This window comes from Bradyrhizobium sp. LB8.2, assembly GCF_040548035.1.
Classification (GTDB): domain Bacteria; phylum Pseudomonadota; class Alphaproteobacteria; order Rhizobiales; family Xanthobacteraceae; genus Bradyrhizobium.
In genome coordinates this window covers 20,660-46,193 of record NZ_JBEPQV010000048.1, presented here as the reverse complement: position 1 = coordinate 46,193, position 25,534 = coordinate 20,660, and the positions used below count along the sequence as shown (strand labels likewise).

General features: G+C 64.5%; 28 protein-coding genes, 1 tRNA gene and 1 pseudogene. 15 read left to right on the top strand and 15 right to left on the bottom strand.

Features of this window, described 5'->3' with window-relative positions; all coding sequences use genetic code 11:
* Window positions 1–280 precede the first annotated feature (280 nt).
* Entirely contained in the window at window positions 281–733 is a 453-nt protein-coding gene (locus tag ABIB06_RS36325; protein WP_354053383.1) for a VOC family protein, read from the top strand.
* Between the two features lie 332 nt (window positions 734–1,065).
* Window positions 1,066–1,704: a glutathione S-transferase family protein gene (locus tag ABIB06_RS36320; RefSeq protein WP_354053384.1), complete on the top strand. Its 639-nt coding sequence runs from the start codon at window positions 1,066–1,068 to the stop codon at window positions 1,702–1,704.
* A 118-nt stretch (window positions 1,705–1,822) separates the two neighbouring features.
* On the opposite strand, the gene ABIB06_RS36315 is transcribed toward ABIB06_RS36320, so the two are convergent.
* Genes ABIB06_RS36315 through ABIB06_RS36305 form a run of 3 tightly spaced genes read right to left on the bottom strand, consistent with a single transcriptional unit; the run spans window position 1,823 to window position 2,552 of the window.
* Entirely contained in the window at window positions 1,823–1,990 is a 168-nt protein-coding gene (locus ABIB06_RS36315) for a hypothetical protein (RefSeq protein ID WP_354053385.1), read from the bottom strand.
* A 5-nt stretch (window positions 1,991–1,995) separates the two neighbouring features.
* On the bottom strand, window positions 1,996–2,241 hold the full coding sequence (locus ABIB06_RS36310) for a hypothetical protein (RefSeq protein WP_247342383.1): 246 nt from the start codon (window positions 2,239–2,241) through the stop codon (window positions 1,996–1,998).
* 56 nt (window positions 2,242–2,297) lie between these two features.
* Entirely contained in the window at window positions 2,298–2,552 is a 255-nt protein-coding gene (locus tag ABIB06_RS36305) for a PilZ domain-containing protein (protein WP_354053386.1), read from the bottom strand.
* 223 nt (window positions 2,553–2,775) lie between these two features.
* Between ABIB06_RS36305 and ABIB06_RS36300 the strand changes: the two genes are divergently transcribed.
* Window positions 2,776–2,850: transfer RNA gene (locus ABIB06_RS36300), tRNA-Glu, on the top strand.
* Window positions 2,851–3,372: 522 nt separating this feature from the next.
* Window positions 3,373–4,266 (top strand): site-specific integrase, encoded by an 894-nt coding sequence (locus tag ABIB06_RS36295; RefSeq protein WP_354070088.1) that lies wholly within the window; start codon window positions 3,373–3,375, stop codon window positions 4,264–4,266.
* Here the strand turns inward: ABIB06_RS36295 and ABIB06_RS36290 are convergent.
* A complete protein-coding gene (locus ABIB06_RS36290) occupies window positions 4,251–4,406 on the bottom strand; it encodes a hypothetical protein (RefSeq protein ID WP_354052938.1) in 156 nt (51 codons plus the stop codon). The genes ABIB06_RS36295 and ABIB06_RS36290 overlap by 16 nt on opposite strands.
* Before the next feature lie 559 nt (window positions 4,407–4,965).
* Between ABIB06_RS36290 and ABIB06_RS36285 the strand changes: the two genes are divergently transcribed.
* Window positions 4,966–5,247 carry a resolvase gene (locus ABIB06_RS36285; protein WP_354052936.1) on the top strand — a complete coding sequence of 94 codons (282 nt, stop codon included), beginning with the start codon at window positions 4,966–4,968 and terminating at the stop codon, window positions 5,245–5,247.
* The gene (locus tag ABIB06_RS36280) at window positions 5,244–5,489 is read left to right on the top strand and encodes a hypothetical protein (RefSeq protein ID WP_354052935.1); all 246 of its coding nucleotides are present in this window, start codon (window positions 5,244–5,246) and stop codon (window positions 5,487–5,489) included. The genes ABIB06_RS36285 and ABIB06_RS36280 overlap by 4 nt, the downstream gene beginning before the upstream one ends.
* A 306-nt stretch (window positions 5,490–5,795) precedes the next feature.
* Here ABIB06_RS36280 and ABIB06_RS36275 read toward each other — a convergent pair whose 3' ends face one another.
* A complete protein-coding gene (locus ABIB06_RS36275; RefSeq protein WP_354052933.1) occupies window positions 5,796–6,005 on the bottom strand; it encodes a hypothetical protein in 210 nt (69 codons plus the stop codon).
* On the bottom strand, window positions 6,002–6,853 hold the full coding sequence (locus tag ABIB06_RS36270) for an AraC family transcriptional regulator (protein WP_354052932.1): 852 nt from the start codon (window positions 6,851–6,853) through the stop codon (window positions 6,002–6,004). Before ABIB06_RS36270 ends, ABIB06_RS36275 begins: the two co-directional genes overlap by 4 nt.
* Window positions 6,854–7,342: 489 nt before the next feature.
* Here ABIB06_RS36270 and ABIB06_RS36265 point away from each other — a divergent pair, with 489 nt between their 5' ends.
* From ABIB06_RS36265 to ABIB06_RS36245, 5 genes and pseudogenes are all read left to right on the top strand, one after another.
* Window positions 7,343–9,220: a PAS domain-containing sensor histidine kinase gene (locus ABIB06_RS36265; protein WP_354052930.1), complete on the top strand. Its 1,878-nt coding sequence runs from the start codon at window positions 7,343–7,345 to the stop codon at window positions 9,218–9,220.
* Entirely contained in the window at window positions 9,217–9,888 is a 672-nt protein-coding gene (locus ABIB06_RS36260) for a response regulator transcription factor (protein ID WP_354052928.1), read from the top strand. The genes ABIB06_RS36265 and ABIB06_RS36260 overlap by 4 nt, the downstream gene beginning before the upstream one ends.
* A 100-nt stretch (window positions 9,889–9,988) precedes the next feature.
* Window positions 9,989–10,384: a response regulator transcription factor gene (locus ABIB06_RS36255; protein WP_354052926.1), complete on the top strand. Its 396-nt coding sequence runs from the start codon at window positions 9,989–9,991 to the stop codon at window positions 10,382–10,384.
* Window positions 10,385–10,534: 150 nt separating this feature from the next.
* Window positions 10,535–10,771, top strand: a pseudogene (locus ABIB06_RS36250) (FUSC family protein); the annotation flags it as partial.
* Window positions 10,675–11,676, top strand: a complete 1,002-nt coding sequence (locus ABIB06_RS36245; protein WP_502916589.1) for a helix-turn-helix domain-containing protein — start codon at window positions 10,675–10,677, stop codon at window positions 11,674–11,676. The pseudogene ABIB06_RS36250 and the gene ABIB06_RS36245, both read left to right, overlap by 97 nt.
* 209 nt (window positions 11,677–11,885) lie before the next feature.
* Here the strand turns inward: ABIB06_RS36245 and ABIB06_RS36240 are convergent, their stop codons facing one another.
* From ABIB06_RS36240 to ABIB06_RS36200, 9 genes are all read right to left on the bottom strand, one after another.
* Window positions 11,886–12,824: an ACP S-malonyltransferase gene (locus tag ABIB06_RS36240; RefSeq protein WP_247445616.1), complete on the bottom strand. Its 939-nt coding sequence runs from the start codon at window positions 12,822–12,824 to the stop codon at window positions 11,886–11,888.
* Window positions 12,825–12,833: 9 nt separating this feature from the next.
* Window positions 12,834–13,784: an AEC family transporter gene (locus tag ABIB06_RS36235; RefSeq protein ID WP_354052922.1), complete on the bottom strand. Its 951-nt coding sequence runs from the start codon at window positions 13,782–13,784 to the stop codon at window positions 12,834–12,836.
* The gene (mdcB, locus tag ABIB06_RS36230) at window positions 13,781–14,662 is read right to left on the bottom strand and encodes a triphosphoribosyl-dephospho-CoA synthase MdcB (RefSeq protein WP_354052920.1); all 882 of its coding nucleotides are present in this window, start codon (window positions 14,660–14,662) and stop codon (window positions 13,781–13,783) included. Before mdcB ends, ABIB06_RS36235 begins: the two co-directional genes overlap by 4 nt.
* Window positions 14,659–15,339 carry a malonate decarboxylase holo-[acyl-carrier-protein] synthase gene (gene mdcG / locus ABIB06_RS36225; protein WP_354052918.1) on the bottom strand — a complete coding sequence of 227 codons (681 nt, stop codon included), beginning with the start codon at window positions 15,337–15,339 and terminating at the stop codon, window positions 14,659–14,661. Before mdcG ends, mdcB begins: the two co-directional genes overlap by 4 nt.
* Window positions 15,314–16,036: a biotin-independent malonate decarboxylase subunit gamma gene (mdcE, locus tag ABIB06_RS36220; RefSeq protein ID WP_354052916.1), complete on the bottom strand. Its 723-nt coding sequence runs from the start codon at window positions 16,034–16,036 to the stop codon at window positions 15,314–15,316. The genes mdcG and mdcE overlap by 26 nt, the downstream gene beginning before the upstream one ends.
* On the bottom strand, window positions 16,023–16,961 hold the full coding sequence (locus ABIB06_RS36215; protein WP_354052914.1) for a biotin-independent malonate decarboxylase subunit beta: 939 nt from the start codon (window positions 16,959–16,961) through the stop codon (window positions 16,023–16,025). The genes mdcE and ABIB06_RS36215 overlap by 14 nt, the downstream gene beginning before the upstream one ends.
* Window positions 16,958–17,275: a malonate decarboxylase acyl carrier protein gene (gene mdcC, locus ABIB06_RS36210; protein WP_247445611.1), complete on the bottom strand. Its 318-nt coding sequence runs from the start codon at window positions 17,273–17,275 to the stop codon at window positions 16,958–16,960. Before mdcC ends, ABIB06_RS36215 begins: the two co-directional genes overlap by 4 nt.
* Window positions 17,276–17,284: 9 nt before the next feature.
* Complete coding sequence (gene mdcA / locus ABIB06_RS36205; RefSeq protein WP_354052912.1) at window positions 17,285–18,931, bottom strand: malonate decarboxylase subunit alpha; 1,647 nt, start codon at window positions 18,929–18,931, stop codon at window positions 17,285–17,287.
* 155 nt (window positions 18,932–19,086) lie between these two features.
* A complete protein-coding gene (locus ABIB06_RS36200) occupies window positions 19,087–19,872 on the bottom strand; it encodes an alpha/beta hydrolase (protein ID WP_354052910.1) in 786 nt (261 codons plus the stop codon).
* Window positions 19,873–20,173: 301 nt separating this feature from the next.
* Between ABIB06_RS36200 and ABIB06_RS36195 the strand changes: the two genes are divergently transcribed.
* From ABIB06_RS36195 to ABIB06_RS36180, 4 genes are all read left to right on the top strand, one after another.
* Entirely contained in the window at window positions 20,174–20,515 is a 342-nt protein-coding gene (locus ABIB06_RS36195) for a flagellar export chaperone FliS (RefSeq protein WP_354052908.1), read from the top strand.
* A gap of 176 nt (window positions 20,516–20,691) precedes the next feature.
* Window positions 20,692–21,183 (top strand): hypothetical protein, encoded by a 492-nt coding sequence (locus ABIB06_RS36190; RefSeq protein WP_354052906.1) that lies wholly within the window; start codon window positions 20,692–20,694, stop codon window positions 21,181–21,183.
* A gap of 20 nt (window positions 21,184–21,203) precedes the next feature.
* Window positions 21,204–22,376 (top strand): efflux RND transporter periplasmic adaptor subunit, encoded by a 1,173-nt coding sequence (locus ABIB06_RS36185; protein WP_354052904.1) that lies wholly within the window; start codon window positions 21,204–21,206, stop codon window positions 22,374–22,376.
* Window positions 22,373–25,516, top strand: coding sequence for an efflux RND transporter permease subunit (locus ABIB06_RS36180; RefSeq protein WP_354052902.1), 3,144 nt, complete (start codon window positions 22,373–22,375; stop codon window positions 25,514–25,516). Before ABIB06_RS36185 ends, ABIB06_RS36180 begins: the two co-directional genes overlap by 4 nt.
* Window positions 25,517–25,534 lie beyond the last annotated feature (18 nt).

Genomic DNA, 25,534 nt, shown 5'->3' with positions numbered 1-25,534 from the left:
CCGACGGTTCTTTCCTCTTGCTGCCACAGGTCATCCTCGAAATGAGCCTGTCACCGCAATTACCGTGTCTCATTCCAGGGGTGCAGTCCAGTGCAGTTAACGTTCGCCATCGCTCAGCCTGTTACGCTGAGGCCTTGTCCACGTTTGGCTGGCTCACTTCGCCAACCGTTTCCCCCTCACGCACATGTGCCCCCGCCCCCTGCCCCTTGTCGCCTTTTGCTGCTATTCATCGCCCCCGCCCAGACCAAAAACCCTCCATCCGTTCCAGGGAGCAACAACCATGCGATACCTCCACACCATGCTGCGCGTGCGCAATCTCGATGTCGCGATGAAGTTTTACCAGGATGCGCTGGGGCTGAAGGAGGTGCGGCGGATCGAGAACGACAAGGCGCGTTTCACGCTGGTGTTCCTGTGCTCGTCGGACGATCTCGAGGCGCTGAAGAAGCAGCCGCAGTCGCGTGGCGCGCCGCTGGTCGAGCTCACCTGGAATTGGGACGAGGAAAAGTATGGCGAGGACCGCTTCTTCGGCCATCTCGCCTATGAGGTCGACGACATCTACGCCACTTGCGAGAAGCTGATGAAGGCGGGCGTCACCATCAACCGTCCCCCGCGCGACGGCAACATGGCCTTCGTCCGCTCGCCGGATCTGCACTCGATCGAGATCTTGCAGAAGGGCGAGCCGAAGGCGCCGCAGGAGCCGTGGTCCTCGATGCCCAACACCGGCCATTGGTAAGGCTGCCTCTTTGGAACCAGCGCCCGCCCCCGGCGTTCTCTCTTCGACAATGCAACTGGAGGAGGACGCAATGGGACGAGGATTATTGCTTTGGATGGTTGGCGTGCCGATCCCGGTGATCATTCTGCTGTGGCTGTTCTTCGGCCACTGACGTAGGGCTCACCTGCAACAGGCTTGCTTGCAATGAAAGCTCCGCCTTGGGCGGAGCTTTTTGCATGAGGACCTTTTGCACGAGGACCTTTTTGCATAAGAGGATCGGCGCAATCGCGCATCGCTCGCCGCAGTGAATTCCGCTATCACCCGCGCCGAAACAAACGCTGCGGGAGGATGATGTGCCGGGCCAAAAACTGACGATCTGGGGCCGCGCCAATTCGGTCAACGTGCAGAAGGTGCTGTGGTGCCTCACCGAGCTCAGCCTGCCCTATGAGCGCATCGACGCCGGCATGGCTTTTGGCAGGACCCGCGACGCCGACTATCTCGCGATGAACCCCAACGCGCGGATCCCGACTCTGGTCGAGGGTGACTTCGCGCTGTGGGAGTCCAATTCGATCATGCGCTATCTCTGCCTCGCGCACGGGCGCGGCACGCCGATCTATCCCGAGGCGCCCAAGCTGCGCGCCAGTGTCGACCGCTGGCTCGACTGGACGCTGTCGATAGTGCAGCCGGTCGACCGTCCGGTGTTCTGGGGCATCGTGCGCACGCCGCCCGCCGAGCGCGATATGATCAGGGTGCAGCAGGATGCCGATGCCGCCGCCGAGGTCTGGGCCATCGCCGACCACCTACTCGCCACGCGCCCGTTCATGGACGGCGATATTTTCACGCTCGCCGACATCGCGATCGGCGCCTATGCGCGGCGCTGGCTCGGCGTCGAAGGCATCACGCGCCCCGCGCAGCCGCATCTGACGCGCTGGCTCGCCGAACTCGGCAAGCGGCCCGGTTTTGCGCAATATGTGGCACCGCCGATGTCGTGAGCCGCTGACGCGGCTTAAAGTCCGCTGAGGACGCGATGAATCGGCGTTTCGCCGCGCGCCGCCGGGACCTGGCGGCTACTGTGCATGGGGTTGTTTTCGCGTTTTTTGTTTGGGCGCCCTAGCGCCAGCCGCGCTCGACCAGCAGCACGCCGACGATCACCACGAGCGACACGACCCCGGTGGCCAGCTTTGCCGTCCAGCTCAAGCCGCGGCCGACCCACCACAGCAGCGCGCAATACATCACGAACGGGACGATGATCTCGGGCCGCATGATATCGGGCGGCATATGGTTCAGCGCCTGACCGTGGTCTCGACGCTGATCGAGCCGCCGATCTTGACGCAGGTCCCGGTGCTCTCGACCATATAGAAGCCACGGCCATAGGAGGCGCAGGAGCCAGCCTTCGCCGTCCCGCCCGCGCCTTTCAGCGGCAAGGCCTTGCCGGCCTGTGGGCGCTCCGCGGGCGGAAGACGCAAGGCCTCTGCCGCGGACGCGGATGTACCTAGCAACGAGACGAGGATGAGGAGCAGCGCACGCATGCGGGCCGTTCTAGCCCGGACCGGCGCCACGCGCCATCGGGTCGCTTCGCCCGCGGTCAGATGAACTTGATGCCGGCCGATTTGTCGCGGCGCCAGACCACCTGGCAGCTCCGCCCGGTCCGCGCATCGCGTGCGAAGGCCATCCGGATCGTGCCCGGGAGCTGGCTTGCATCCTCGTTCATCGTGATCTTCGCGCCGGTATCGGAGATGTCCTGGACCAGGCATTGCCGTGCCGCGAACCCGCCGTCGAGCGTGATCCAGGCATGCTGCGACAGCGACTTGCGGGCCGCGCGCTTCTTGGGCTGTGGCATTGGCTCAAATTCTCCCCTTCCAGCGCTAGCTCAGGGAACCTAAGAAACCGTTGAATTCGCCCCCGAATGATCCGGGGGGCGGCTGTCCACCGGCCCAAAAGAGCGTTCCCGAACGGCTTGCCCAGGGCGCCAAAGGCCATTATAGGTTCGCCCGCTGCAGCCGCCGGGGCACGACTCGGGCGGTCAGCGGCCGTGCCGCGAAAAGCGGCGGGGCCCTGGGTTTGCTCCCTTCGTCTATCGGTTAGGACGCCACCCTTTCACGGTGGAGAGAGCGGTTCGATTCCGCTAGGGAGCGCCAAAACCACTCCCAAAATATCCTGTTAAATCAGCCGCATACTTGATTTGCTTGACGTTCATGCGACGAAACGTCTCACAAAACGTCCAGCGCAGGGGCGCCAATTAAGAGCGAGCCGCAGTATCTGACCGTCCGTCATGGCGTCTGGCATTTCCTGCGGCGAGTGCCGGTCGAGTACGAGCACCTGGACACGCGCGGCAACGTCAAGCTCTCGACCAAGATCAAGGTCGCGACCGACCGCACCGGCACCAAGGCGAGCCGGATCGCGGCCCGGATGAACGAGACGCTGGAATCCTACTGGCGCGGTCTGGCCGACAAGAAGACGGCCGAGGCGAAGCAGTCCTATCTGGACGCGGTGAAGCTCGCCCGCTCGCTGGGGCTCGACTACCAGACGCCCTCCGTTGGCGCGTCAGCACCTGTCGAGGAGGTTCTCCGGCGCATCGAGACCCTGATCCTCGGCGGGACGATCGACAACCCGGCTCTGAGCAGGGCCGCCATGGGCGCGGTCGAGAGAAGCCGGCGATCATGCTGTCCCAGCTCTTCGACGAGTACGAGATCAGCCAGAAGCTCTCCTTGTCGAGGATGTCGCCGGATCAGGTTCGGAAGTGGAAGGCTGCCAAGAAGCGCGCGGTGGCAATCCTGATCGAGAGGACCGGCGACAAGGCCCTGCACCAGCTCACCCGCGACGACGCCCTGGCGTTCGCCGACTGGTGGGAGGAGCGCGTCATCACCGAGGGCATCGGCGCCGGCACCGCGAACAAGAACATCACGCACATCGGCGGCATGATCCGGGCGGTCAACAAGCGGCTCAAGCTGGGGCTCGACGACGTCTTCGCCGGCACCCGCATCGAGGGCGGTCGCGATGGTCAACGCGCCACCTTCTCCGTGGACTTCATCCGCCACGTTATCCTCGCGCCCGGCAAGCTCGATGAATTGAACGATGAGGCGCGGGACGTCGTCTATGTTGTGATGGAGACCGGCGCGCGGCCCAGCGAGGTCGTCAATCTCACCGCCTCTCGCATCGTGCTTGATGCCGAGGTTCCTTACATCCGCATCGAGGCCGAGGGCCGCGTCCTCAAGACCGAGCACAGTGAGCGCGACATTCCGCTGGTCGGTTATGCGCGGGAGGCGATGAAGCGGCATCCGCAGGGCTTCCCGCGCTATTTCGACAAGGGATCGTCGCTCTCGGCAACGCTGATGAAGCAACTTCGCCAAGAAGAAGCTGCCGCCGACCGAGAAGCACAAGATCTATTCGTTCCGTCACAGCTTCAAGGATCGCTTGAAGGCAGTCGAGGCGCCGGAGGAATTGGTCGACGAGATGATGGGCCATCGCATCGACAAGCCCAAATATGGCGACGGCTACGGGCTCGCGTTGAAGCTGAAATATCTGACTGCCATCGCCTTCAGCACGTCGACTGATGCGTCAAAGAGAGCGGCGGCTTAACTTCATCCAGGGAGCGCTTGGCGCGGGCCATCACGTCGTCGGCCGCGCGCCTCGCGGCGATCTCGCGCTCCAGCCTTTCGAAGTCCGGCGCGTAGACCGGGCCGTCGCGCGCCATGAGATAGGCGACTGCGGCTTGTGCGCGGAGAAGCCGTTCAAGCGTCACCGGCTCGGAGCGGGGGGGAAGCAGTCTTCGGCGTCGCACATGGCGTCAGGGGGCTTGGGTCGAAGCGATGTTCTGGTCTGGCGCATGCCGCCGCCGCCGGAAGAAGTAGCAGGAGCATCGACAGGCCGACCCCGATGCATTCCCAGAAGGAAACCTGCCGACCATGATGTGTCTGCGCACGCGGCTCCATACCGTCACGCAGGCCTCTTCGCCTAGCCAAGGCGAAGTGTGTCCCGCCTCCACTTCCACCCGTCATCACGAAGCAAACAAGAACAAACCTCAGACATAGACGATCTCGCAAGGATCGCGTGACGCCGTGCCCCCCTTGCGGGGGTGCGGCGTCACACGCCCTCTGTTACGAGCAAAAGAAAGATGTAACGGCCGAACGTAACGGCTTGGCATTACTCGGCCTCACACCGGGGTTAGTCCGAGTCTGCGCCCGCTTCGAGGGGAGACTTCGCAAAAGCCGAAGCCTTGCGATCTGATGGTGTGGGTGTAGGTTGGCGAGATGATGTTCGATGCGATCAACGGCATGCTGCTCGACATGCTGGCCGCAATCGGAAGAAAAGATTTTGAAGATCGCCGCCGCCGACAGGCGCAGGGCATCAGCAAGGCGATGGCCGAAGGCAAGTTCAAAGGCCGCCCCGAGAACACCGAGCGCAATAGCGACATCGCCGACATGCTCGCCGACGGCAAGTCGTGGAACACCATACAGCGCGTCACCAACTGTTCCCGCGCTACCATCGCGAAGGTCGCCGCCAAGCGGTCGTCGGCTGAGAGAGCGCTGGCGTGAGGCTGATCTATCGGGAAGGCCGCATCGAAATCTGGTCGGTTGGCGGCGAGTTCTGGGTCTATGGCTGCACCCGCAGCGACGACCCCATCGTGTGCCCGAGCTTGGGCATGGCGCAACGAGATCGCGGCGCGCTAGACAGCGCCGCGAGGCCTTACGACGGCAGCGAGATCATTGCTCGAAACGCCAAGGGGAGCCGTACTCCCCCCGGCCAACCGTCTATTGGATCGAGCGTGAGGAAATAGAGTTCCTGCCCTCGGCTCAGAACGTCCGCTCTCTCGGCAATTTCCGTTTTGCTCTTTTTATGTCTGTTATGTTTGGGAATTTTGCCGCGCATCCCGCTCGTCGTTCGGATGCCGCGCCAAATCATCAGCGCGCCTCGCCTGTGCGTTGGTTTGCTCGGCGCATGACGACGTGCGCTTGAACCGACGACATATGGACAGGCTTCGTTAAGCGGTCCGCCAAGACCCGCAACCCGGCAGCTTCTGCCGCGTTTGTGCGGAGATGCTTGCGCCTGAATCGCGGCAAGGTAGCCATAAAGGCTCAGCCGCCTACCGTGCTAGCCACATCACAGCGCCCCGACAGAAGTTGAAGGCGAGACGTCCATAGAAAAGGCTGCTCTCGGGCTCTGACGCAGCCAGGCGGTACGAACTGCCGAGAGCTCGGACAAACTCGATCATCCCCATGAATTCATGGTGCGTCGGCACCAAATGAATGCTCGCGAGCTGCAGCAGCAGGGCTTCAATGCCGATGGTGCTCATGACGGGCCTGCTCCTGCGCGCGGCAGCGGCATCAATTGCGCGAGATGGGCGCTCCTCCATTGATACGGCGTGTCGCCGACAAAACGCTTGAACACCGTGGTGAAATGCGCCTGGGTCTGGAAGCCCACGGTCAAGGCGATATCCACGAGCGCAATTTCGGCCTGCTTGAGCAGCTCCTGGGCACGCTCGATGCGACGCCTCAGCAGATACTCGTGAGGCCGAACACCGACGGCCGCGCGGAACTGTGCGGCGAAATGCATCCTGCTCAGCCCGGCGACGGCGGCCATGCCCTGAAGCGTCATTTTGGCAGTCAGATTCTCGTCGATATATTGCAGGACGCGCTTGAGACGCCAATTCTGCAGCGACCGTACGGGCCGGCCGGCGTCCTCCTCGTGAATGGCGTCGGCCGGGTCGAGCTCGGCCCGTGCGCTGGAGGCCTGCCGGCTGAACGTCCGGGTGAGGATCGCAAGCCGCAGGGCGTCGGCCATGATGGCGGAATGGACGTCGTGCGTGGCTTCGGTCACTGCGAGCGCATCGGAAAGGCGCCGCATAACCGGATCGGTGAATTCTCCCGCCGCAAACGCCCGCTCGCTCTCGGCAGGCGGCCCCGCAAGAAGTTTTGCGGAGAGCCTGAAGCCAGGCCCGCGAACGGCGGAACGTTCGACGTCTGCCGCATGCTCGACCGCCAGGGCCATGTCCAGATGGACGAAAGACAGCATTGACCCGCCTTCGTCGAACCGGCCAGGGAGTTTCGATAGCCCGAGCCGATCGCGATCGATTGCCGAGATATCGATCGCGCGAACGTCATGATCCTTGATTGCCTGTGAGCGTGACATCTGCAGCGACATCGTCGAATCTCCTTGTTCCCGTTTTCGATCCGGCCAGGCCTGACTGCCTTGCCCGAATGTCATGGGAACAGCGTAATTCGGCGGTGCGTGCGATCCATTCTACGCGCGGGTGCGTCGATAGGTTCTCAGGTTGACCGCATCATACCTAGGTATGATCGCAACACGCTCGTCGGGTGAGCGCACTGGCGCGACGCCTCACCGGCATCGCGGATGCGGCAGGACTTGCGGCGTGACGCGCCTGCGGTAAGTTGACGCGCTTTTTGCGCACCATCCACCGGTGGGACCACGCGAGCGCCCCGGTTTTTCCGGGGAATGCCACCTGCCGGCGCTTTCGTCGGATTAAGCGGCGCGACAGGTCTTCCACGAGAGCACGAAAATCGTGCGGCTGGATGTTGTGAACGCGATCAAATCGCGGCATCAACGCTGCTGATATGAGAAGAACGACTTCCAGCGACGATGACGACTCATGATCGGACCACGGGCTCATCCATGAGCCGCGCCGGCTTGCGGTTCTGGTCCGCCGCCCTCGCCTTTGCGGTTTTCCTGGTTGACGTGCTGACGCCGCTCGAGGGCGCGGTGGCGGTTCTCTACGTCGTGGCGATCCTGCTCGCAGCGAAGACCAACCGGCGCGACGACACCATCGTCGCCGCAGCTGGCTGCATAGCCCTGACGATAACCGCCTATCTGCTGTCGCACGATCTGCGGACCATCGCCTCGCCCGCGCTTCGCGTGCTGGTGAGCCTCGCGGCAATCGGGATCACGACCCTGCTGGCGCTGCAGAATCACGCGGCAACGAAGCGCCTCGCGGCGCAGGCGCGCCTGCTCAACCTCTCGCACGACATGATCTTCGTCAGGGATTGCGGCGGCGTGATCACCTACTGGAACAAGACGGCCGAGCAGATCTACGGCTGGTCGGACGACGAGGCGCTCGGGCAGCTCGCCGACGAGCTCCTGCAAACCAGATATCCCGACCGGCGCGAGGTCATCGAAGCGGGCCTGCTCGACACCGGTCGATGGGAAGGCCGCGTGCAGCAGCGAACGAAAGACGGCGCCGCCCTGACCGTCGATGCCCGATGGGCCTTGCAGCACGACCGTCTCGGCAAGCCCGTCGGGGTCCTTGAAACGCACACCGACGTCACCGACCGCATGGCCGCACACAGCGCGCTGGTGCAGAGCGAGCAGCGATACCGCCGGATGTTCGACGCAAGCCGGATCGGCGTGGTCGAAGAGGACTGGAGCGAACTCCGAACCGCGCTGCAATCGCTGAAGACCGCAGGAGCCGGCCTGCGCGACCATCTGGCGCGACACCCCGATTTCGTCCGGCATGCCCGCCGGCTCGCTGGAATCACCGACGTCAATCCGGCCCTGCAGGAGATGGCAGGGGCAAACGGCGCCGCGATGTTCATCGAGAATGCGGACCGGCTTCTCGGCGAGAACGACCGGAATTTCCTCGGCGCATTGGTCGCGTTTGCGGAAGGCGAGCCGTTCTACGAAGGCGAGACCGAGCTCGTCAGGCTCGACGGACGCAAGGTTCCCGTGCTGTTTACGATCGCCTTTCCCTCCGGGCCCGACGGCGATCGCAACGTGCTCGCCTTCGTCATCGACATCACCGAGCGCAGGCAGGCGCAGGATGCGTTGCTCGCGGCGCAGGCCGAACTCGCTCATGCCGCGCGCGTCGCCACCCTCGGCGAGCTCACCGCCTCCATTGCCCACGAGGTCAACCAGCCGCTGGCGGCAATCGTCACCGGTGGCGAGGCCGGCCTGCGCTGGCTGCGGCGCGAGGTGCCTGATCTGGACGAGGTTGGAGCCACGATCGTCCAAATCGTCGCGGAAGGCCGCCGTGCCAGCGAGATCGTGGCGCGCATCCGGGCTTTCCTGAAGAAGGCCCCTGCCGAGCAGGACAGTCTCGATATCGCAGAGATCATCCAGGAAGCGGCCCTTCTGGTCGCACGGGAACTCGCGAATGATGACGTCGTCCTCACAGTCGAGACGGAACCTGGCCTCAAGCCAATCCGCGGCGACCGGATCCAGCTTCAGCAGGTGCTCGTCAACCTGCTGGTCAATGCCGGCCAGGCCATGTCGGGCCAGCCCGGTTCCCGCACCGCCAAACTGCGCGCCAGTGCTGTCGACGGGGAGCATCTCGCCATCACCGTGCAGGACAGCGGCCCCGGCATTCGGCCTGACGACGTGCCACGCCTGTTCAATCCGTTCTTCACGACGAAGCGCGGCGGAATGGGCATGGGACTTGCGATCTGCCGAACGACGGTGGAAGCTCACGGCGGCCAGTTGTCAGCCGAGAGTACGCCCGGCGCGGGAGCGACATTCCGCCTGACACTGCCATATAGCCAAGAAAACACTCGAACATGATACGACCAGATCACGCGCAACGGCCGGCCGGATCCCTCAACTCAGTCGTCATCATCGTTGATGATGACGCGGGGATCCGCGCCTCGCTCGACAGCCTGTTCCGATCCGTCGGCCTCGAGACGCGCCTGTTCGGCTCGCCGGCCGAACTGCTCGGCGGCTCGCTGCCCGACGGCCCTGGCTGCATCGTGCTGGACATCCGCCTTCCCGGTGTGAGCGGGCTCGATCTGCAGAGCCAGCTCGTCCGGCAGGGCATCAGCTATCCGATCATCTTCATGACGGGCCATGGGGACATTCCGATGTCCGTCCGTGCCATGAAGGCCGGCGCCGTCGATTTTCTCTCCAAGCCATTTCGCGACCAGGACATGCTCGACGCAGTGACGGCGGCGCTCGAGCGCGATGCACAGCACCGGACCGAAGCCGCGACCAAGGAGGACATCCGCGCCCAGTACGAGACCCTGACGGCGCGCGAGCGCGAGGTGATGGGCCATGTCACCGCCGGCCTGATGAATAAGCAGGTCGCCGCCCTGATCGGCCTCAGCGAGATCACGGTCAAGATCCACCGGGGGAACGTCATGCGCAAAATGGGGGTCCGGTCGTTCGCCGACCTCGTTCGTAAGGCCGAGGCGCTCGGAGTGTCCCAGACCCGCAGGACTACGGACCAAACCTGAGTATAATTCCGGCGGGACTGCCCCGGGTGCATAAAGCCTCATCGGCCGCGCAAAGGGAGATGCTCTCCTTGCGGAACACCGCGGTCAGGATTGTGCGCCCATGGCCAAGACCCCGGTGATTGCGATCGTGGACGACGACGAAGGCGTTCGCGCGTCGCTGGCGAGCCTCGTGCGTTCGGTCGGCTATGAGGCGCAGGCCTACGAAAACGGCATGGACTTCCTGCGGAAGGCGCCAGGAGACGATCCGGCATGCATGATCGCCGACGTCCAGATGCCTGTCATCACCGGCGATGAGCTGCAGGCCCGGCTGGTTGCCGCAGGCCGCAATTTCCCGATCATCTTCATGACGGCGTTTCCGAGCGAATCCGTGCGTCAGCGCGTGATGGCGGCAGGCGCGCATTGCTTTCTCGGCAAGCCCTCCAGCGGCGACGAAATCATCCGCTGCCTCGAAGAGGCGCTGGCGGGCCACGGCCGCAATAGTCCGGCCCGCGGCTGAGCGGACGACAGCCCTTTTCTCGCGACCCAACGTGCATTCCGGCAACCAGATTGGTGAACCGGAAATACCGGCGAACCCGGCACATCTCATACTCGGAGGCGTATCACGACATTGGCAGCGCCGACCGCTCTGCCGGGAGGATCTCGCGCGATGCAAATCAATGCCGATGCTGCCGCCGAGGCGCGCCCGTTGGTCTTCGCCGGGTTTCCGGCGAGCTGCTGGGCCTTTGCGCTGCGGGTGTGGCTCGCGATGCTTCTCGCGCTCTATGTGAGCTTCTGGCTCGAGCTTGAATCGCCCTCGTCGTCAGCCCTCACCGTAGTGATCCTGGCACTGCCCACGCGCGGTCAAGGCATGGAAAAGGCCGGCTACCGGCTGCTTGCAACCGGCATCGGCGTGGCGGCATCGATCGCGATCGCCAGCATGTTTTCCCAAACCGACGGTCTCCTGCTGCGCAAACGGTCAGAAGGCACGAAGAAGCCCGGACACCTTGCGACCGATACTTCCTGGCCATCGCCTTAAAGACCACACGCGTCAAACTGACCAGAGGCCGTCACACCATCTTCGACGGCGTCATGCCGGCAGGCACGCTGTATATCGGCGCACCGTCGCAGCAGCTCAGTGCGCAGTTCTACGCGCCGTGCGATTTCCTGCACTTCCATGTCTCTGCCAACCGCTATTTTCCGCCTCGACCTGGAGTAGGACCTGCTTCGGCCGAAGATCTCAACGACCTCATCCTGCTCCGCGACTCGTTCGCCGAGCAGCTTGCGAAAGCGCTGACCGAACGCGGCCATTGGGCCGACCGGGAATTTGCGCGCTGCATCGGCCAGACGCTGGCAATGCACATTGCCCGGCGCGAATTCCCGCACGCGAAAGTCAATGCGTTACCGAAATGGCGGCTGCGGCGCATCGAAGAGTATGTCGGGACGCACTTCGACCACTGCATCACCCTGTCCGAGCTTGCCAAGGTCGCGGGACTGTCCCGGATGCACTTCGCGGCGCAGTTTCGCGCCGCCACTGGATACCGACCGCGGGAATACCTGCTGCATCAGCGCATCGAGCGTGCGAAATCGCTGCTATCGAATTCCGAAACGGCCCTGGCCGAGGTGGCGCTGATCGTCGGCTTTTGCACGCAGGCGCATTTCTCGACCGTCTTCAGGCGGATCACGGGCGAAACTCCCGCGCGCTGGCGATGCGCCAGCCGGAACGCGTCGGCTCCCTCCAGATTCGCCGGCAGCGATCTGGCTTCGACCTGCAAGGCCGTGTCTTGCGTGCTGCCCGCGGACTTCACGTGAATCCTGCGAAATGAGAAACAGCCGGGGTTCGTGAAATACTTCGGCCGCGGGATTGGCGATGCTGCGCGTGTTAGGTGACTGAGACCCCCAAGTCACGGCTCGAGCCTTTCTCCTCCCTGGGCATACGAGCATTTTGGGGCCGTCCTCCCCCCAAGGACGGCCCCTCTTTTTCGACGACGCGATCGACGGCATCGTCTCTCTTGTCGCGTTTAGGCGCTCAGGTGAGGCGCAACCCAGGCGCGGACGCCCTGAAGACTCCTGAAATCATCCAGAGAGCGAGCCGGAAGTCCGGCCGCGATTTCCGCGGCCATGCTGCTCAGCGCATGTCCCGGCCCCAGATCGAGAAAACCCGTTGCACCCGCTTCGACACAGGCTTGCAGGCAATCTGCCCACTGCACGGTGTACGAGATCTGTGCGGCAAGCTTGTCGAGACCGCTCTCGGCCGAGACGACCGGACTGGCATCTATTCCGCTCAGAATGCGCGCACCGGTCCTCGGCGGGAAGACCACCGGTGCCAGGCGCAAGGTTTCACGAAAGACGGCGGACGCCGCGGCGAGCCGTTTGGTGTGGGAGGCGACCTCGACCGGTAACGTGACGATCCTTGCGGCGTGCATGGCCCGCGCGTCGATGGCAATCCCGCTCAGCGCCTCACGGCCGCCGCCGATGACAAAGGCGTCGCCCGGATTGACGATGGCGATCGCTGCGCCGTGGCACTCGCAAAGGCGACCGATCGCGTCTCGCGAAAGGCCGCGGACGAAGATCAGCCCGTCGCCCGCGCGCGTAGCCGCATCCATGGCCTCTGCGCGGCGCGCCACGAGATCGAGTGTGGTGGTAGCATCGAACAAGCCGCCCACACCCCAGGCGGCGACCTCGCCGACGCTATAGCCGGCAATGATGACGCCATGTGGGATGACCTCCGCGAGCGCGCGCGCCGCAGCGAGCGACTGCAAGGTGCAGAGAATCTGGCCGGCACGGTTGCGATGCATGGCCTCATCGGCTTCGCCGCGCACCAAATCGCGCGGATCCCTGCCGCCGAGCAATGCGGCCGCGTGCCCAAACAGCTGCGCGGCTTCCGGCGCATCGCCCGTGAGAGCGAACATGTCCCGATGCTGCCTGCCTTGCCCCGCGCAAAGGATCGCAAGCGTCATGGTCCCGGCCTAATGAGGAAAGAGCAGCGCGATCGCGATCGCCAGGGTCACGGCGCTGAATCCGGTGCTGGCGATGACCATGGACCCTGCCCTTGCGGAATCCAGCCGGTAGTTGACTGCGAATAAGATTCCAAAAAAGCCCGAGGGGATGGCGGCGAGCAGAATAGCCGTTTTCGCAGCATCCTGCGTGATCGGAATGACGCAAATGACCGCAACCGCCAACAGCGGGCGCCCGATGTCCGAGGCCACCGTTGCAGGGGTGATCTTCCAATCCAGCCGAAACGACTGCGCCGACAGAATGGCTCCTGTGAGGAACAGGGCGACGCCGGCGGCCGAACTTCCGATCAGCGCGAGGCTCGCATGCGCAAGCGCGTCGAGGCTCACATCCGACAACGAGAACAGGATGCCAAGCCCGGGCGCGAGCACCACCGGTTTGGTGATCGCACGCCGGATTGCCGTCAGGGCCTGCAGCGTCGCCATTTGCTCGCCGCGAGCCTTGGCGGCGCCCATTTCCGCGATGATCAACGTTAGCGGACTGATGAGAATCGAGCCCGCCGCCAATGCAACGGCAACCGGGACAGTGCCGGCCGGCCCCACGACCGACGTCATGATCGGAAGGCCCACGCCGGCGAGATTCGGAAAGCCGATCGTCAACGCCTGTAACGATGCTTCCGACCGGGAGACCTTGGAGAATCCACGTGCGGCAAAATACCAGGCGAGATAGAGCAGCAGCATCGTCACGCCGAGCACCAGGAAGAGCGGGATCTGCTCGATCATCTCGCGGCGCGACGCCGAGGCGGTCGCGGCGAACAGCGAGGCCGGCAACGCAAAATCCATCACGAGTGCGTTGAGGGCGTCGACGTGAAGATTGTCGACGATATGAAATTTTCCGGCGGCATATCCCAGCAATAGAACGAAGAAGACCGGCACCAGCGCCATCAGGATTGCGTTAGACATCATGGAACCGGCCTTTCGTGGGCGTCGACGAAGAGCGTCATTGCGAGCAGGTCGGCCGATCCACCCGGGCTGAGACGGCGGGCGACGAAGCTTTCGTGGATCGATTGCGCCCGCGCACGCCAGCCGGGCGCGCGGACGCCGCCTGAAGCGATGAAGCTCCGCGCGTCGTCATGCGCGAAGCGGAGGCCGTCGAGCCCGCCGCGATGTAGAAGATTGGTGTCTTCGACGGATGCGATCAGGGCGAAGCACGCTTCGACCCGAGCGGCTTCCACATCCTGCGGCACGACAGACGTTGCTCTGCGCAGGGACGGCAAGCCGATCCGGTACACGCTGGGAAATCCCGTCGCGGCCTCGATGCGCGCACCGCCCGCGCGAAAGCGGCGGCGGGCCACGCTGCCGTGACTGTGCAGCAGCACTGGACCATCGAGTATGCTGTCGCCCCACAGGCGCGCCACGATAGCGCCAAGCGGTAGCCCGGGATCGACCAACCCGCCGGCTCTCGCACCAGCCGCCGCGCACAGCAGGCCGAGCCCGAAGATTGCGCCACGGTGCGTGTTGACCCCCGCAGTCGCCGCCAGCATGGCGCGCTCCGCTTCAAGGCCGATGATGCGAAGCCGCCCCATGCCGCAGCCATGCGCGCCCGCATCGGCCAGGCGTTGCAGATAGGGTCCGATGGCCGCGGCGCTGCGACGAAACGTGGCCGCATCCATGTCGTCGTGACTGCCATTGTCGACATGGCTCACGAGCCCCGGCTTCGGCCAGGTTTCGAGCTCCTGGACGAGGCAATCGGCGGCGACAGCGCCGACCGCGGAGACATCGGGCCCGATCTGCGCCCGGCGCAGAACCGGCCGTTCCACGCCTCTTGCAGCCGTGGTGATCATGATCCCCTAGCTCTCGAAATGAATTGCTGCCTGCCGAGCAAGACCACCCGCTCGATGCTCTTGACCAGAAGCTCGCCCGCGCCGCCGTGGAATTCGCGCCAGTTGACCGCGGCGCCGTCGGCGCCCATCAGCTCGCCATCAAGCCGCATCGGCGCGCCAGTCTCGACCGCGGCGACTTCGGCAACGAAACGATCGATGTCGGTTTCACCTTGAAACTCGAACAGGACATCGAGGTCGGAACGACCGGTGACGTAGTCGAGCCCGGTCAACGACTGCCAGGCCAGGCTGCCGAAGACGCGCGCGTCCACCGCATGGCGAAGCGCCAGCCTGTCGAGCCGGTCGAGCGTCGGCCACCAGTTGCGCGGCGCGTAAGCCCGCGCCTGCCGCAACAATGGCGGCCTCGCGACCGAGGCGACGTGGTCGATATCAACCATAAGGCAGATCCGTTTCTTGCCGGCCGAGGGCGGCAAGGGCAGGCCCAGCGCGAGGCCGCCTGCCTCGCATGGCAAAGCGCGACGCCTGATCGTCGGCCATCGCATTTTGGGCCAGCGCGCGAGAAGGGAAACGGCTGCGAGATCGTCGCGCGCGTCCAGCATCGCGCGCCATCCCGCGGGGCTGACGAAGACGAGGTCATGACGACCCGGTGGATGCTCACCGTGCTTGCAGGGCCAGGTCACGAACACGCTCCGCAATCTCGGCGGCCTTGAGCCGGCCGCCACGCTCCTTGCCGAGCGCATCCCGCCGGTCCTGCGCGGCCGGCATGTCGGCGAGCAACGCCTCCAGCTGGTCGGCGAGCGAACCGGCATTGCTCCATGTCATGTGAACGGCGCCCATCTGCGCAAGATTGGACAGGCCCGGCGCGAACACCGGCGTCGACTTCGCCTTCTCCTGCAGCGCCTCCATCGACAGCTTGGTGACCTTCGCCATCGACGGCAGGTCCATCACCGCGGGATCGGCCCCGGGCAATCCGACCAGCACGCGCGTTGCAAGGCCTGTCGCAAGCAGGGCACCCGCCGCCGAATGACCGTACAGGAGGCCGATGGTCGGGCGACCGTTCATGTCCGCATGGATCAGCACCTTCGCCAGATGCGCGAGAAATTCATTCAGCCCGAGCAGCTCGTCGCGCTTGCTCATGCGCTGGCTGTCGCTGTCGACCAGCACCAGGATCGGACCGGAATTCCGGCCGATCGACTCCAGGACATGGCCTGACAATCTGATCGCCTCGTCGACGCCCAGCGCAGTCCGGTCTGCAACGCCAAGCACGAGCATCCGGCCACCGGATCGCATCGTCGCCGAGCCGAGGATGACGCCCTTGTCGCGCCTCACCTCGTGGCCGTCGGGAAAGAGCGAGGCGATAATATCATCGAGCGTCACGGCTGGTCCTCCCGATCCGGTTGGCAAGGGCAATGAACTCATCGGCCGGCAGCTCGGGAACGGCTTGAGCATCCGCGATGCCTTCCACCGTCCAGATGTCGACGGCATCCGCGCAGGCACCGAAGCTGCGCAGCCGGCCGGCAAGCCGCTCCTGTTCGGCCTTCAACCTGTTGAGACCGAAAGGTCCGACCAGGCCGAGCAGTTCCAGCGCGGCCTCGCGAAAATCCTGCACATTGTCGTCGGCGAATCCATCGGCGGCGCCGAGCAGACGGCGATGCTTGCCGCCCATGGTCCGCCAGACCAAAGCGCGATCGCGGGAGTCGAATTCCTCAACGCCGCGATTGGTCTCGATGACTTCCGGGCCCGACACCGCGATGCGCCCCGGCTCGGAGACGGCGAGCGCGGAGCAACAGCCTGCGATCAGGCCGCCGCCGCCATAGCATCCGGACCTGCCGCCGATCAGACCGATGACCTTCACGCCGGCGCTACGCGCCTCCATCGCGGCGCGCATGATCTCGGCGATGGCAAGCTCGCCGGCATTGGCTTCCTGCAACCGGACGCCGCCGGTATCGAACAGGATCAGCACAGGAATCGAGCCGATCTGGCGCGCGGCGCGGAGCAGCCCAGTCAGCTTGGCGCCGTGCACCTCGCCGAAGGCGCCGCCCATGAAACGGCCCTCTTGCGCGGCGACGAACACGGGCGAGCAATCGAGGCGGCCGTGACCGACGACGATGCCATCGTCGAACTGCTCGGGTAGATCGAAGATCTTCAGATGCAGGCTGACCTCGCGCTGCTCCGGCCCGATGAACTCGACGAAGCTGCCGGCATCGAGCAGCAGCTCCAGCCGCGTGCGGGCCGACGCCTCGTAGAAGCTGGTGCTGCGGGCCCGTTCGGCCGGGGCGATGTCCTTGAATTGCGCGGTCATTGGTCGTTCTCCGCTATCAATCGCACCGCCTGCGCCAGCCGAAGCGAGACGGTATCGGGACGCGCGCCGCCGTCATTGATCGAGAACTTCAGCCCGCCGGGTGAATAGCGCTCGACGAAATCGCCGATCACCGCACTCCAGACCTCGCCGAAACCGACCGCCGCGGTCTTGATCTCGATGGCGCATTCCGCGTCCGGCAGCACACGCTCCACCAGCACCTCGAGGTTGCCCGAGGCGACCACGCCGACAATCGCGCTTCGCCTGGCGCCGTCCGCGCGGGAGCGGACCGGATGTCGAAAGCTGAGATCTTCCATGGCGGGTCCTCACCAGTTCCTGAATTTCGACGGAGGTGCGTACAAGCCGCCTGACCAGCGCACGAGATCCTTGATCGAGCGCGCCGCCAGCAGGCTGCGATTCGCATCGAGCGGATTGATGCCGAGATCCTCCGGCCGGCGGATCACGCCGCGCTCGCGCAAGCGCGAGACCATGCCGCGGTCCCGCCGACGGCCGACATCGGTATAGCCGGCAACGCCGCGAATGGCCTGCTCGCGCTCCTGCGCGGTGCGGCACAGCAACAGGTTCGCGACGCCCTCTTCGGTGACGATGTGCGTGACGTCGTCGCCGTAGATCATGACCGGCGCGAGATCGAGCTTCAGCTTCTCGGCGAGCTCGATCGCATCGAGCTCCTCGACGAACAGCGGCACGTTCTTGTCGCCGAACGTCTCGCCGATCTGCACGACCAGCTTGCGGCCACGGCGCATCAGCGCCGTGCCGTCCGGATCGGCCTCCGCTCCGGCCTTCAGCCAGGGCTCACTCGGATGACGCCGCCCACGGGCATCCGCCCCCATGTTCGGGGCGCCGCCGAAGCCTGCAATGCGCGAGGTGGTGACGGTCGACGAATTACCTTGCAGATCGATCTGCAGCGTGGAGCCGATGAACATGTCGCAGGCATAGAGCCCGGCGGTCTGACAGAAGGCGCGGTTGGAGCGCAATGAACCGTCGGAACCGGTGAAGTAGATGTCGGAGCGGGCGCGGATGTAATCGTCCATGCCGACCTCCGACCCGAACGAGTGGATCTGCCGCACCCAGCCGGACTCGATTGCGGGAATGAGCGCGGGATGCGGATTCAGCGCGAAGTGGGTCGCGATCCTGCCCTTCAGCCCCAGCCTCTCGCCGAATGTCGGCAGCAACAGCTCGATCGCGGCCGTGCTGAAGCCGATGCCGTGATTGAGCCGCTGGACGCCATAAGGTGCATAGACCGCCTTGATCGCGAGCATCGCCGTCAGTATCTGGCCTTCCGTGATCGCAGCCGGATCGCGCGTGAACAGCGGCTCGACGAAGAACGGCTTTTCGGCCCTGACGATGAAGTGGACCCGGTCGGCCGGGATATCGACCCGCGGCACGGTCTCGACGATCTCGTTGACCTGGGCGATCACGACACCGTCCTTGAACGCCGTCGCCTCCACGACGGTGGGCGTGTCCTCGGTGTTCGGGCCGGTGTAGAGATTTCCGTCGCGGTCCGCGCTGACTGCTGCAATCAGCGCGACGTGCGGCGTGAGGTCAATGAAGTAGCGGGCGAACAGCTCGAGATAGGTGTGAACCGCGCCCAGCTCGATCTTGCCGCCGAACAGCATGCGCGCAATGCGTGCCGATTGCGGCCCGGAATAGGCATAGTCCAGCCGCTTCGCAACGCCGCGGTCGAAGAGGTCCAGATGTTCGGGGAGAACGACACCCGACTGCACCATATGCAGATCGTTGACCTTGGAGAGATCGACCGCCAGCAGCGCGCGGCTCAAGAGATCCGCCTGCTTCTGGTTGTCGCCCTCCAGGCAAACCCGGTCGCCCGACCGGATCACGGCCTCCAGCAGGCGCGTCACGTCGTGCGCTTCGACGATCTTGCCGCGGGCAAGGCCAGCTCCCGCCGCAATGCGCGCATCGCGCGCGGCTCGATTGTTCTGCCAGCTCGTCATGACCGTCATTCCCTCAGACCGGCGCCGCACAGAAGCATCAGCGCTTCTTCGATTGCATTCGTGAATTTTGGGACAGTCGGGACGGCGGGAGGGTTGTAACTCCCGCCGTCCTTCCTTCTGCCGGTCGTCCGTGCGTCAGGACCAGCGAAGGGTGATCAGCGCGTAACCGGCGGCTGGATACTGCGCGCGGCGCGGGTGATGACCGCCGCCACTTCCTTCGGACGCGACTCGTACACCGAGTGGCTGGCGCCCGGGATCACGGTGGTCTGGCTCTTGGCGCGCTCGTAGTACCAACGCTCCAGATCCGGACTGATGATCTGGTCGTTGCCGGCGACGATGCCCCAGCTCGGCTTGGTCTTCCACGCCGCCGCCTTCAGCGGCGTGCTGAAGACCTGGGTCGCGGCCGGGACCTGCGAGCGCGCGACGAACTCGGCCCGCTCGCGCGGCAGATCCGGCGCGAACAGTTTCGGGAATTGCACGGGATCGAGATAGGTGAACTTGTCGGGCGTCACCTTGATGACGCCTTCGGTCTTCCCGAGGACGCTCGGCGTCTTCTTGCCCAGCGCCGATTCGTCCTCTCCGACGTCAGGCGCATGTGCGGCGACGTAGACAAGACCAACGACGTTGGGGTGAACGCCGGCCTCGGTGATGATCGAGCCACCGTAGCTGTGACCGACGAGAAGCGTCGGGCCATCCTGCAGATCGAGAATGCGCTTGGCCGCAGTGACGTCGTCGGCGAACGAGGTCTCGGGCTCCTGCACCATGGTGACGCGGAAGCCTTCCCTGGTCAGGATCTCGTAGACCGGCTTCCAGCCGGACCCATCCACCCAGGCACCGTGCACCAGCACGATGTTCTTTAGCGGTTCCGCGCGCGCCGGGGCGACGGTCGAGAATAGCGAAACGGCGGCGGCAAAGGCGAGGCTAGCGTTGAGGTGTTTCATCTCGGGATCACTCCGGGTTGGAATGACGCGACACTAGTTTCGAGCCTTGCTGGCGTATTTCCGCAAACAACTGTCCTTGCCACTTCGCACGCCGGGACGACCACCACTCGCGCTTCCCCAAACGCGGCGGGGTTGAGAGATGCATCTTAAGAGCATGGTCCACGTCATGCACACTGGTATTCACATGATCTCTCTCAAGCGTGAACGGCCGGCGTTCATACACGAAAGACGATCGATACGCGCTCTGTCATTCACGACAACGTTCCTGACGTCGCTCGAAATCCAAGCATAGGACCGAACAATGACATCCATCGCGAAATGCCGGATCGCTTTCTTCATCCTGCTATGCGCAACACTACCTGCCCATGCCGCGACCTGCGCGGACGACATCGCGCAAACCCAAACCCGGCTCGATCTGGCCATTGAAAAGGACGCGGACTCCCACGGCTGGCAGCCAGAGAGCCTCGACGCGCTACGCAGCCATCAACCCACGCCGCGCTCGCTCGCTGAAGCAGCAGGTAGCAACGGCACCGATCTCACCGACGCGCTCGATTCGCTCGATCGCGCGCGCGCCGCCGGTCGCACCGGCGACATCGCCGCGTGCGGCCGGGAGATCGCGCACGCGCGGGCCATTCTGAGATAGCGAAAGCACTTTCAGGGTCGACGACGAGGCGGCCCGCCAAAATGGTCGCGCGAGAGCGAATGCGGCGCACGAAGCGCCTCGCCGTCGTGCAGCCGAGCAGCAGGACGTGCGTTCTGGAAATACCCGCGCTCGCGCGGCTTCCTATTGTTCGATCGCAGTAGCCGGAGCTTTCATCCATGCGACAACAGCATTCAACATATAACGGTGTGATGCTTGCGACCGCCATACTGTGGCTGGTCCCGGCTGCGGCCATCGCGCAAACAACGGTGCCGGGCATGCAGCCGCCTACGGGCATGCTTGCGACGTCACCCCTCAACCCGCAATCCACGCGGCCGGTGGGCATCCCGCTGGGATCGACCGAAATCGCGACCCCCGGCATTTCCCCGATCAATCCTGTGCAAAGCACGATGGGGTGCGCCGGATCGGGCAATGCCTCGTCGACGGGAGCATTGTTCGACGGCGGCGGATTGTCCGGCACCTATTCGACCAATTGCGCCGGCAACACTGTGGCCGTTTCGCCCTTGCCCTCGATATCGACTGTCGGCCGCGTCGGGATTCCGCTGGGATCCACCGAGATCGGCGGCGCCGGAATCAGTCCGTCCGTGCCGGTGCTCGGCCCCACGTCCACGAACGGCACGACCTCGATCGACGGCTCCGGCAATCCCTAAAATCAAGGAGGATCATCACCGTGAAACGGAACCTCACCATTGCGCTTGTTACTCTCGTTGCGGTCATGGTCGGCGCCGGATTCTGGTTCTTCGGCACCGACCGCACGCCGGGCGTGGCAGCCGCACCCGTGGCCGCTGGCGTGCCGGTGGTCGCCGCCACGGTCACGGGCAAGGACGTTCCGATCTATCTGCGCGGCATCGGCACGGTGATCGCCTACAACACCGACGTCGTGCGCAGCCAGATCCAGGGGCAGATCGTCAAGATCGCCTTCACGGAAGGACAGACCGTCAAGGCCGGCGATCTCCTGGCCCAGATCGACCCGCGTCCTTACGAAGCGCAGATCGAGCAGCTCACGGCCAATCGCGACAGGGACCAGGCGCAACTCACGAACGCCGAGGCCAATCTCTCCCGCTACAATCAGCTCGGGGACAAGGGCTATGCGACCCCGCAACTGATCGAGACGCAGACGGCGCAGGTGGCGCAGCTCAAGGCCGCCGTGAAGGCGGACCAGGCCCAGATCGACGAGGCGAACGTCCAGCTCAGCTATACCCGCCTGTCGTCGGCCGTTCCCGGCATCACCGGCGTTCGCCAGATCGATGTCGGCAATGTCATTCATCCGACCGATGCCAACGGCCTCGTCGTCGTCACCCAGATCGAGCCGATCTCGCTGCTGTTCACCCTGCCGCAGGCAGCCCTGCCCATAATTCAGGAGCACGCCGCAAAGGGCTCCCTGAAGGTCGTCGCCTACAGCCAGGACAACAAAACGAAGCTCGACGAAGGCACGCTGCTGCTGGTCAGCAACGAAATCGCAGGAACGACCGGCACCGTCCAGCTCAAGGCCGTGTTCCCGAACCATGAGCACCGGCTGTGGCCGGGCCAGCTAGTGAATGCGCGCCTGCTGCTCGAGATTCAGAAGGATGCGCTCACTGTCGCCGGCTCGGCCGTGCAGCAGGGCCCGAACGGCACCTATGTCTATGTCGTGACCGACGGCCAGACGGCCGCCTTGCGTCCCGTTCACGTCGTACAGATCCGCGATGGCAAGGCCCTGATCGACCAGGGGCTGAAATCAGGTGACGTTGTCGTGATCGACGGCCAGTACCGGCTCGCGGAAGGCAGTCGCGTTCGCGAGCTGCACGGCAAGGCGGCGCGCGAAGCCGACCTGCAAAGCGCCGTGCAGGACGCAATCCCATGAACCTCTCCGCGCCCTTCATCCTGCGGCCGATCGCAACCGCTCTGCTGATGGCGGGCTTGCTGCTGTGCGGCGTTGCGGCTTATCCCCTGCTGCCGGTCGGCGCGCTGCCGAACGTCAACTACCCGACCATCCAGATCTCGGCGCAACTACCCGGCGCTGATCCCGGCACGATCGCCTCGTCACTGGCCACGCCGCTCGAGCAGCAGCTCAGCCAGATTCCCGGTATCACACAGCTCACCTCGTCCAGTGCGCTTGGCGTGGCCCTGCTCACAGTGCAATTCGAGCTGTCGCGCACGGTGGACAGTGCGGCGGTGGACGTGCTGGCCGCGATCAATGCGGCGAGCCCCTTCCTGCCGCCGAATATCCCCTACCCTCCGACGATCCGGAAGGTGAACCCGGCCGAGACGCCGATCATGTTGATCGCGCTGACGTCGGACTCGCTGCCGCTGACCACGGTCGACGCCTATGCGGAAAACATTCTGCTGCCGAAGATCTCGCAGGTGCCGGGCGTTGGCCTCGTCGGCATCGGCGGCCAGCAGAAGCCCGCGATCCGTGTTCGCGTCAATCCGCAGGCGCTTGCCGCCCGCGGCATCGGCCTTGAAGACGTCCGCAGCGTGATCGCCGGCGCCAATGTCGACCTGCCCAAGGGCACGCTCAACAGCCCGCGCGTTACATATACGCTGAACACCAACGATCAGTTGCTCAAGCCATCCGCCTATGAAGACCTCATCATCGCCTATCGCAACGGTTCGCCGGTGCGGATACGCGACATCGGCACGGCGATCGAGGGGCCCGAGAATGACCTCCTGGCTGGCTGGTACGGCAGGGATCCCGCCATCATCCTGGCGGTCCAGCGCGTCCCCGGCGCCAACGTCATCGAGACCGTCGACCGCATCAAGAAGCTGCTGCCGCAACTGCAGGCCTCCGTTCCACCGGCGATCAAGGTGACGATCGCCGCCGACCGGACCGCCACCATCCGCGCCGCAGTCTCCGACGTTCAATTCACGCTGTTGCTGACGGTCGCACTCGTGGTGATGGTCATATTCCTGTTTCTGCGGAATTTCTGGGCCACCATCATCCCGGCGATCACGGTTCCCCTGTCGCTGGTCGGCACGTTCGCGGTGCTTTACGTGGTTGGATACAGCCTGGACAACCTCTCGCTGATGGCGCTCTCGATCGCGGTGGGCTTCGTGGTCGACGATGCAGTCGTCGTGATCGAGAACATCGTGCGCCATCTCGAGCAGGGCATGACGCCGATGGAGGCCGCGCTCAAGGGCTCCGGCGAGATCGGCTTCACGATCGTCTCCATCACCCTGTCGCTGATCGCGGTGTTCATCCCGCTGTTCCTGATGGGCGGTTACGTCGGAAAGCTATTCCAGGAATTCGCCATCACCATCACCGCCGCGCTGCTGCTGTCACTGGTCATCTCGCTCACACTGACGCCGATGATGTGCGCGCGGCTCCTGAAGCACGACCCGCGGAAGAGGCACGGCCGGCTCTATCTCGTCTTCGAACGCGGTTTCGATGCACTGCTTTCGCTCTATGCGAGGGGCCTGCGAATCGTGCTGCGCCATCGCTTCGCGACCCTGCTCGTGATGCTCTCGACCGTTGCGCTGACCGGCTATCTGTACGTGATCATTCCAAAAGGCTTCTTCCCGCAACAGGACACCGGCCAGATCGTCGGCATCACCGAGGCCGCACAGGACATATCCTTCCCCGCCATGTCGGAGCGCCAGCAGGCGATCGTCGACATCCTCTCAAAGGATCCGGCGGTCCAGTCGGTGGCGAGTTATATCGGCCCGGGCGGCCCGACCGCAACGCTCAACCAGGGACGCATCTTCATCGTCCTGAAGCCGAAGCCCGAGCGCAAGGCCAGCGCCGATCAGGTGATCGCGCGGCTGGGGCCCCGGCTGGCCCACATCCAGGGCATCAGGCTTTACATGCAGGCCGCACAGGACATCACCATCGGCGCACGGCTGTCGAAGACGCAGTATCAGTACACACTGACGGACGCAGATTCCAACGAGCTCACCAACTGGTCGGCGACCTTCCTGGCAAAACTCCGCGCGCTCGACCTCATCACCGACGTCGCGAGCGACCAGGCCAATGCCGGCCCGAGGCTGGAGGTCACCGTCAATCGCGAGGTCGCATCGAGCTTCGGTATCCTGCCCACGACGATCGACAATGCCCTCGACGACGCGTTCGGCCAGCGCATCGTCTCCACGATGTTTACCTCGCTGAACCAGTACCATGTCGTGATGGAAGTCGATCCGCGTTTCCAGTATGGCCCCGAGGCACTAAAGGACATCTACCTGAACTCGGCCACCGGCCAGCAGGTCCCCCTGAGCACGCTGGTTCACAGCGTCATCAAGCCCGCGCCGATCCTGATCAATCATCAGAGCCTGTTTCCCTCGGTGACGATCTCGTTCAACCTGAAGCCCGGCATCGCACTGGGCGATGCGGTGACGGCGATCCAGAATATCGAGAGGAGCACCGGCAAGCCCGCCTCGCTCTCGACCTCGTTCCAGGGCAACGCGCAGGCGTTCCAATCCTCCCTGTCAGGCACGGCGTTGCTGATCGGGGCCGCCCTAATCGTGATCTACATCATTCTCGGCGTACTCTATGAAAGCCTGATCCACCCGATCACGATCCTGTCGACGCTGCCTTCGGCCGGCATCGGCGCACTCCTGCTGCTGCTGGCAGTCCACATGGATCTCAGCGTCATCGCCATCATCGGCATCATCCTGCTGATCGGCATCGTCAAGAAGAACGGCATCATGCTGGTCGATTTCGCCCTCGAGGTGGAGCGCCAGCACGGACTCAGCCCCGAAGAGGCGATCTACCAGGCCTGCACGCTGCGCTTTCGTCCGATCCTGATGACGACGATGGCGGCGCTGCTGGGCGGCGTGCCGCTGATGGTCGGCTCCGGCACCGGCGCGGAGCTGCGCCAGCCGCTCGGCTACACGATCGTCGGTGGCCTGATGCTGTCGCAGGTCCTGACGCTCTACACGACGCCCGTCGTCTATCTCTATCTCGACCGGCTCGGCAACCGGCTGACCGGGCGGAAGCCACGGGCGACCGAGACATCCGCTCCATCCACGAGCGAAGCAGATACGGGATTGCGCCATGAATCCGCTTGAGCAGGTCACCGCCGGCAT

Bases quoted from the DNA above. Each gene is read 5' to 3' on its own strand.
- ABIB06_RS36325 (WP_354053383.1), top strand. From the start codon at position 281: ATGCGATACCTCCACACCATGCTGCGCGTGCGCAATCTCGATGTCGCG.
- ABIB06_RS36315 (WP_354053385.1), bottom strand. From the start codon at position 1,990: ATGCCGCCCGATATCATGCGGCCCGAGATCATCGTCCCGTTCGTGATG.
- ABIB06_RS36310 (WP_247342383.1), bottom strand. From the start codon at position 2,241: ATGCGTGCGCTGCTCCTCATCCTCGTCTCGTTGCTAGGTACATCCGCG.
- ABIB06_RS36305 (WP_354053386.1), bottom strand. From the start codon at position 2,552: ATGCCACAGCCCAAGAAGCGCGCGGCCCGCAAGTCGCTGTCGCAGCAT.
- ABIB06_RS36295 (WP_354070088.1), top strand. From the start codon at position 3,373: ATGCTGTCCCAGCTCTTCGACGAGTACGAGATCAGCCAGAAGCTCTCC.
- ABIB06_RS36290 (WP_354052938.1), bottom strand. From the start codon at position 4,406: ATGGCGCGCGACGGCCCGGTCTACGCGCCGGACTTCGAAAGGCTGGAG.
- ABIB06_RS36285 (WP_354052936.1), top strand. From the start codon at position 4,966: ATGTTCGATGCGATCAACGGCATGCTGCTCGACATGCTGGCCGCAATC.
- ABIB06_RS36275 (WP_354052933.1), bottom strand. From the start codon at position 6,005: ATGAGCACCATCGGCATTGAAGCCCTGCTGCTGCAGCTCGCGAGCATT.
- ABIB06_RS36270 (WP_354052932.1), bottom strand. From the start codon at position 6,853: ATGTCGCTGCAGATGTCACGCTCACAGGCAATCAAGGATCATGACGTT.
- ABIB06_RS36265 (WP_354052930.1), top strand. From the start codon at position 7,343: ATGAGCCGCGCCGGCTTGCGGTTCTGGTCCGCCGCCCTCGCCTTTGCG.
- ABIB06_RS36260 (WP_354052928.1), top strand. From the start codon at position 9,217: ATGATACGACCAGATCACGCGCAACGGCCGGCCGGATCCCTCAACTCA.
- ABIB06_RS36255 (WP_354052926.1), top strand. From the start codon at position 9,989: ATGGCCAAGACCCCGGTGATTGCGATCGTGGACGACGACGAAGGCGTT.
- ABIB06_RS36240 (WP_247445616.1), bottom strand. From the start codon at position 12,824: ATGACGCTTGCGATCCTTTGCGCGGGGCAAGGCAGGCAGCATCGGGAC.
- ABIB06_RS36235 (WP_354052922.1), bottom strand. From the start codon at position 13,784: ATGATGTCTAACGCAATCCTGATGGCGCTGGTGCCGGTCTTCTTCGTT.
- mdcB (WP_354052920.1), bottom strand. From the start codon at position 14,662: ATGATCACCACGGCTGCAAGAGGCGTGGAACGGCCGGTTCTGCGCCGG.
- ABIB06_RS36215 (WP_354052914.1), bottom strand. From the start codon at position 16,961: ATGACCGCGCAATTCAAGGACATCGCCCCGGCCGAACGGGCCCGCAGC.
- mdcC (WP_247445611.1), bottom strand. From the start codon at position 17,275: ATGGAAGATCTCAGCTTTCGACATCCGGTCCGCTCCCGCGCGGACGGC.
- mdcA (WP_354052912.1), bottom strand. From the start codon at position 18,931: ATGACGAGCTGGCAGAACAATCGAGCCGCGCGCGATGCGCGCATTGCG.
- ABIB06_RS36200 (WP_354052910.1), bottom strand. From the start codon at position 19,872: ATGAAACACCTCAACGCTAGCCTCGCCTTTGCCGCCGCCGTTTCGCTA.
- ABIB06_RS36195 (WP_354052908.1), top strand. From the start codon at position 20,174: ATGACATCCATCGCGAAATGCCGGATCGCTTTCTTCATCCTGCTATGC.
- ABIB06_RS36190 (WP_354052906.1), top strand. From the start codon at position 20,692: ATGCGACAACAGCATTCAACATATAACGGTGTGATGCTTGCGACCGCC.
- ABIB06_RS36180 (WP_354052902.1), top strand. From the start codon at position 22,373: ATGAACCTCTCCGCGCCCTTCATCCTGCGGCCGATCGCAACCGCTCTG.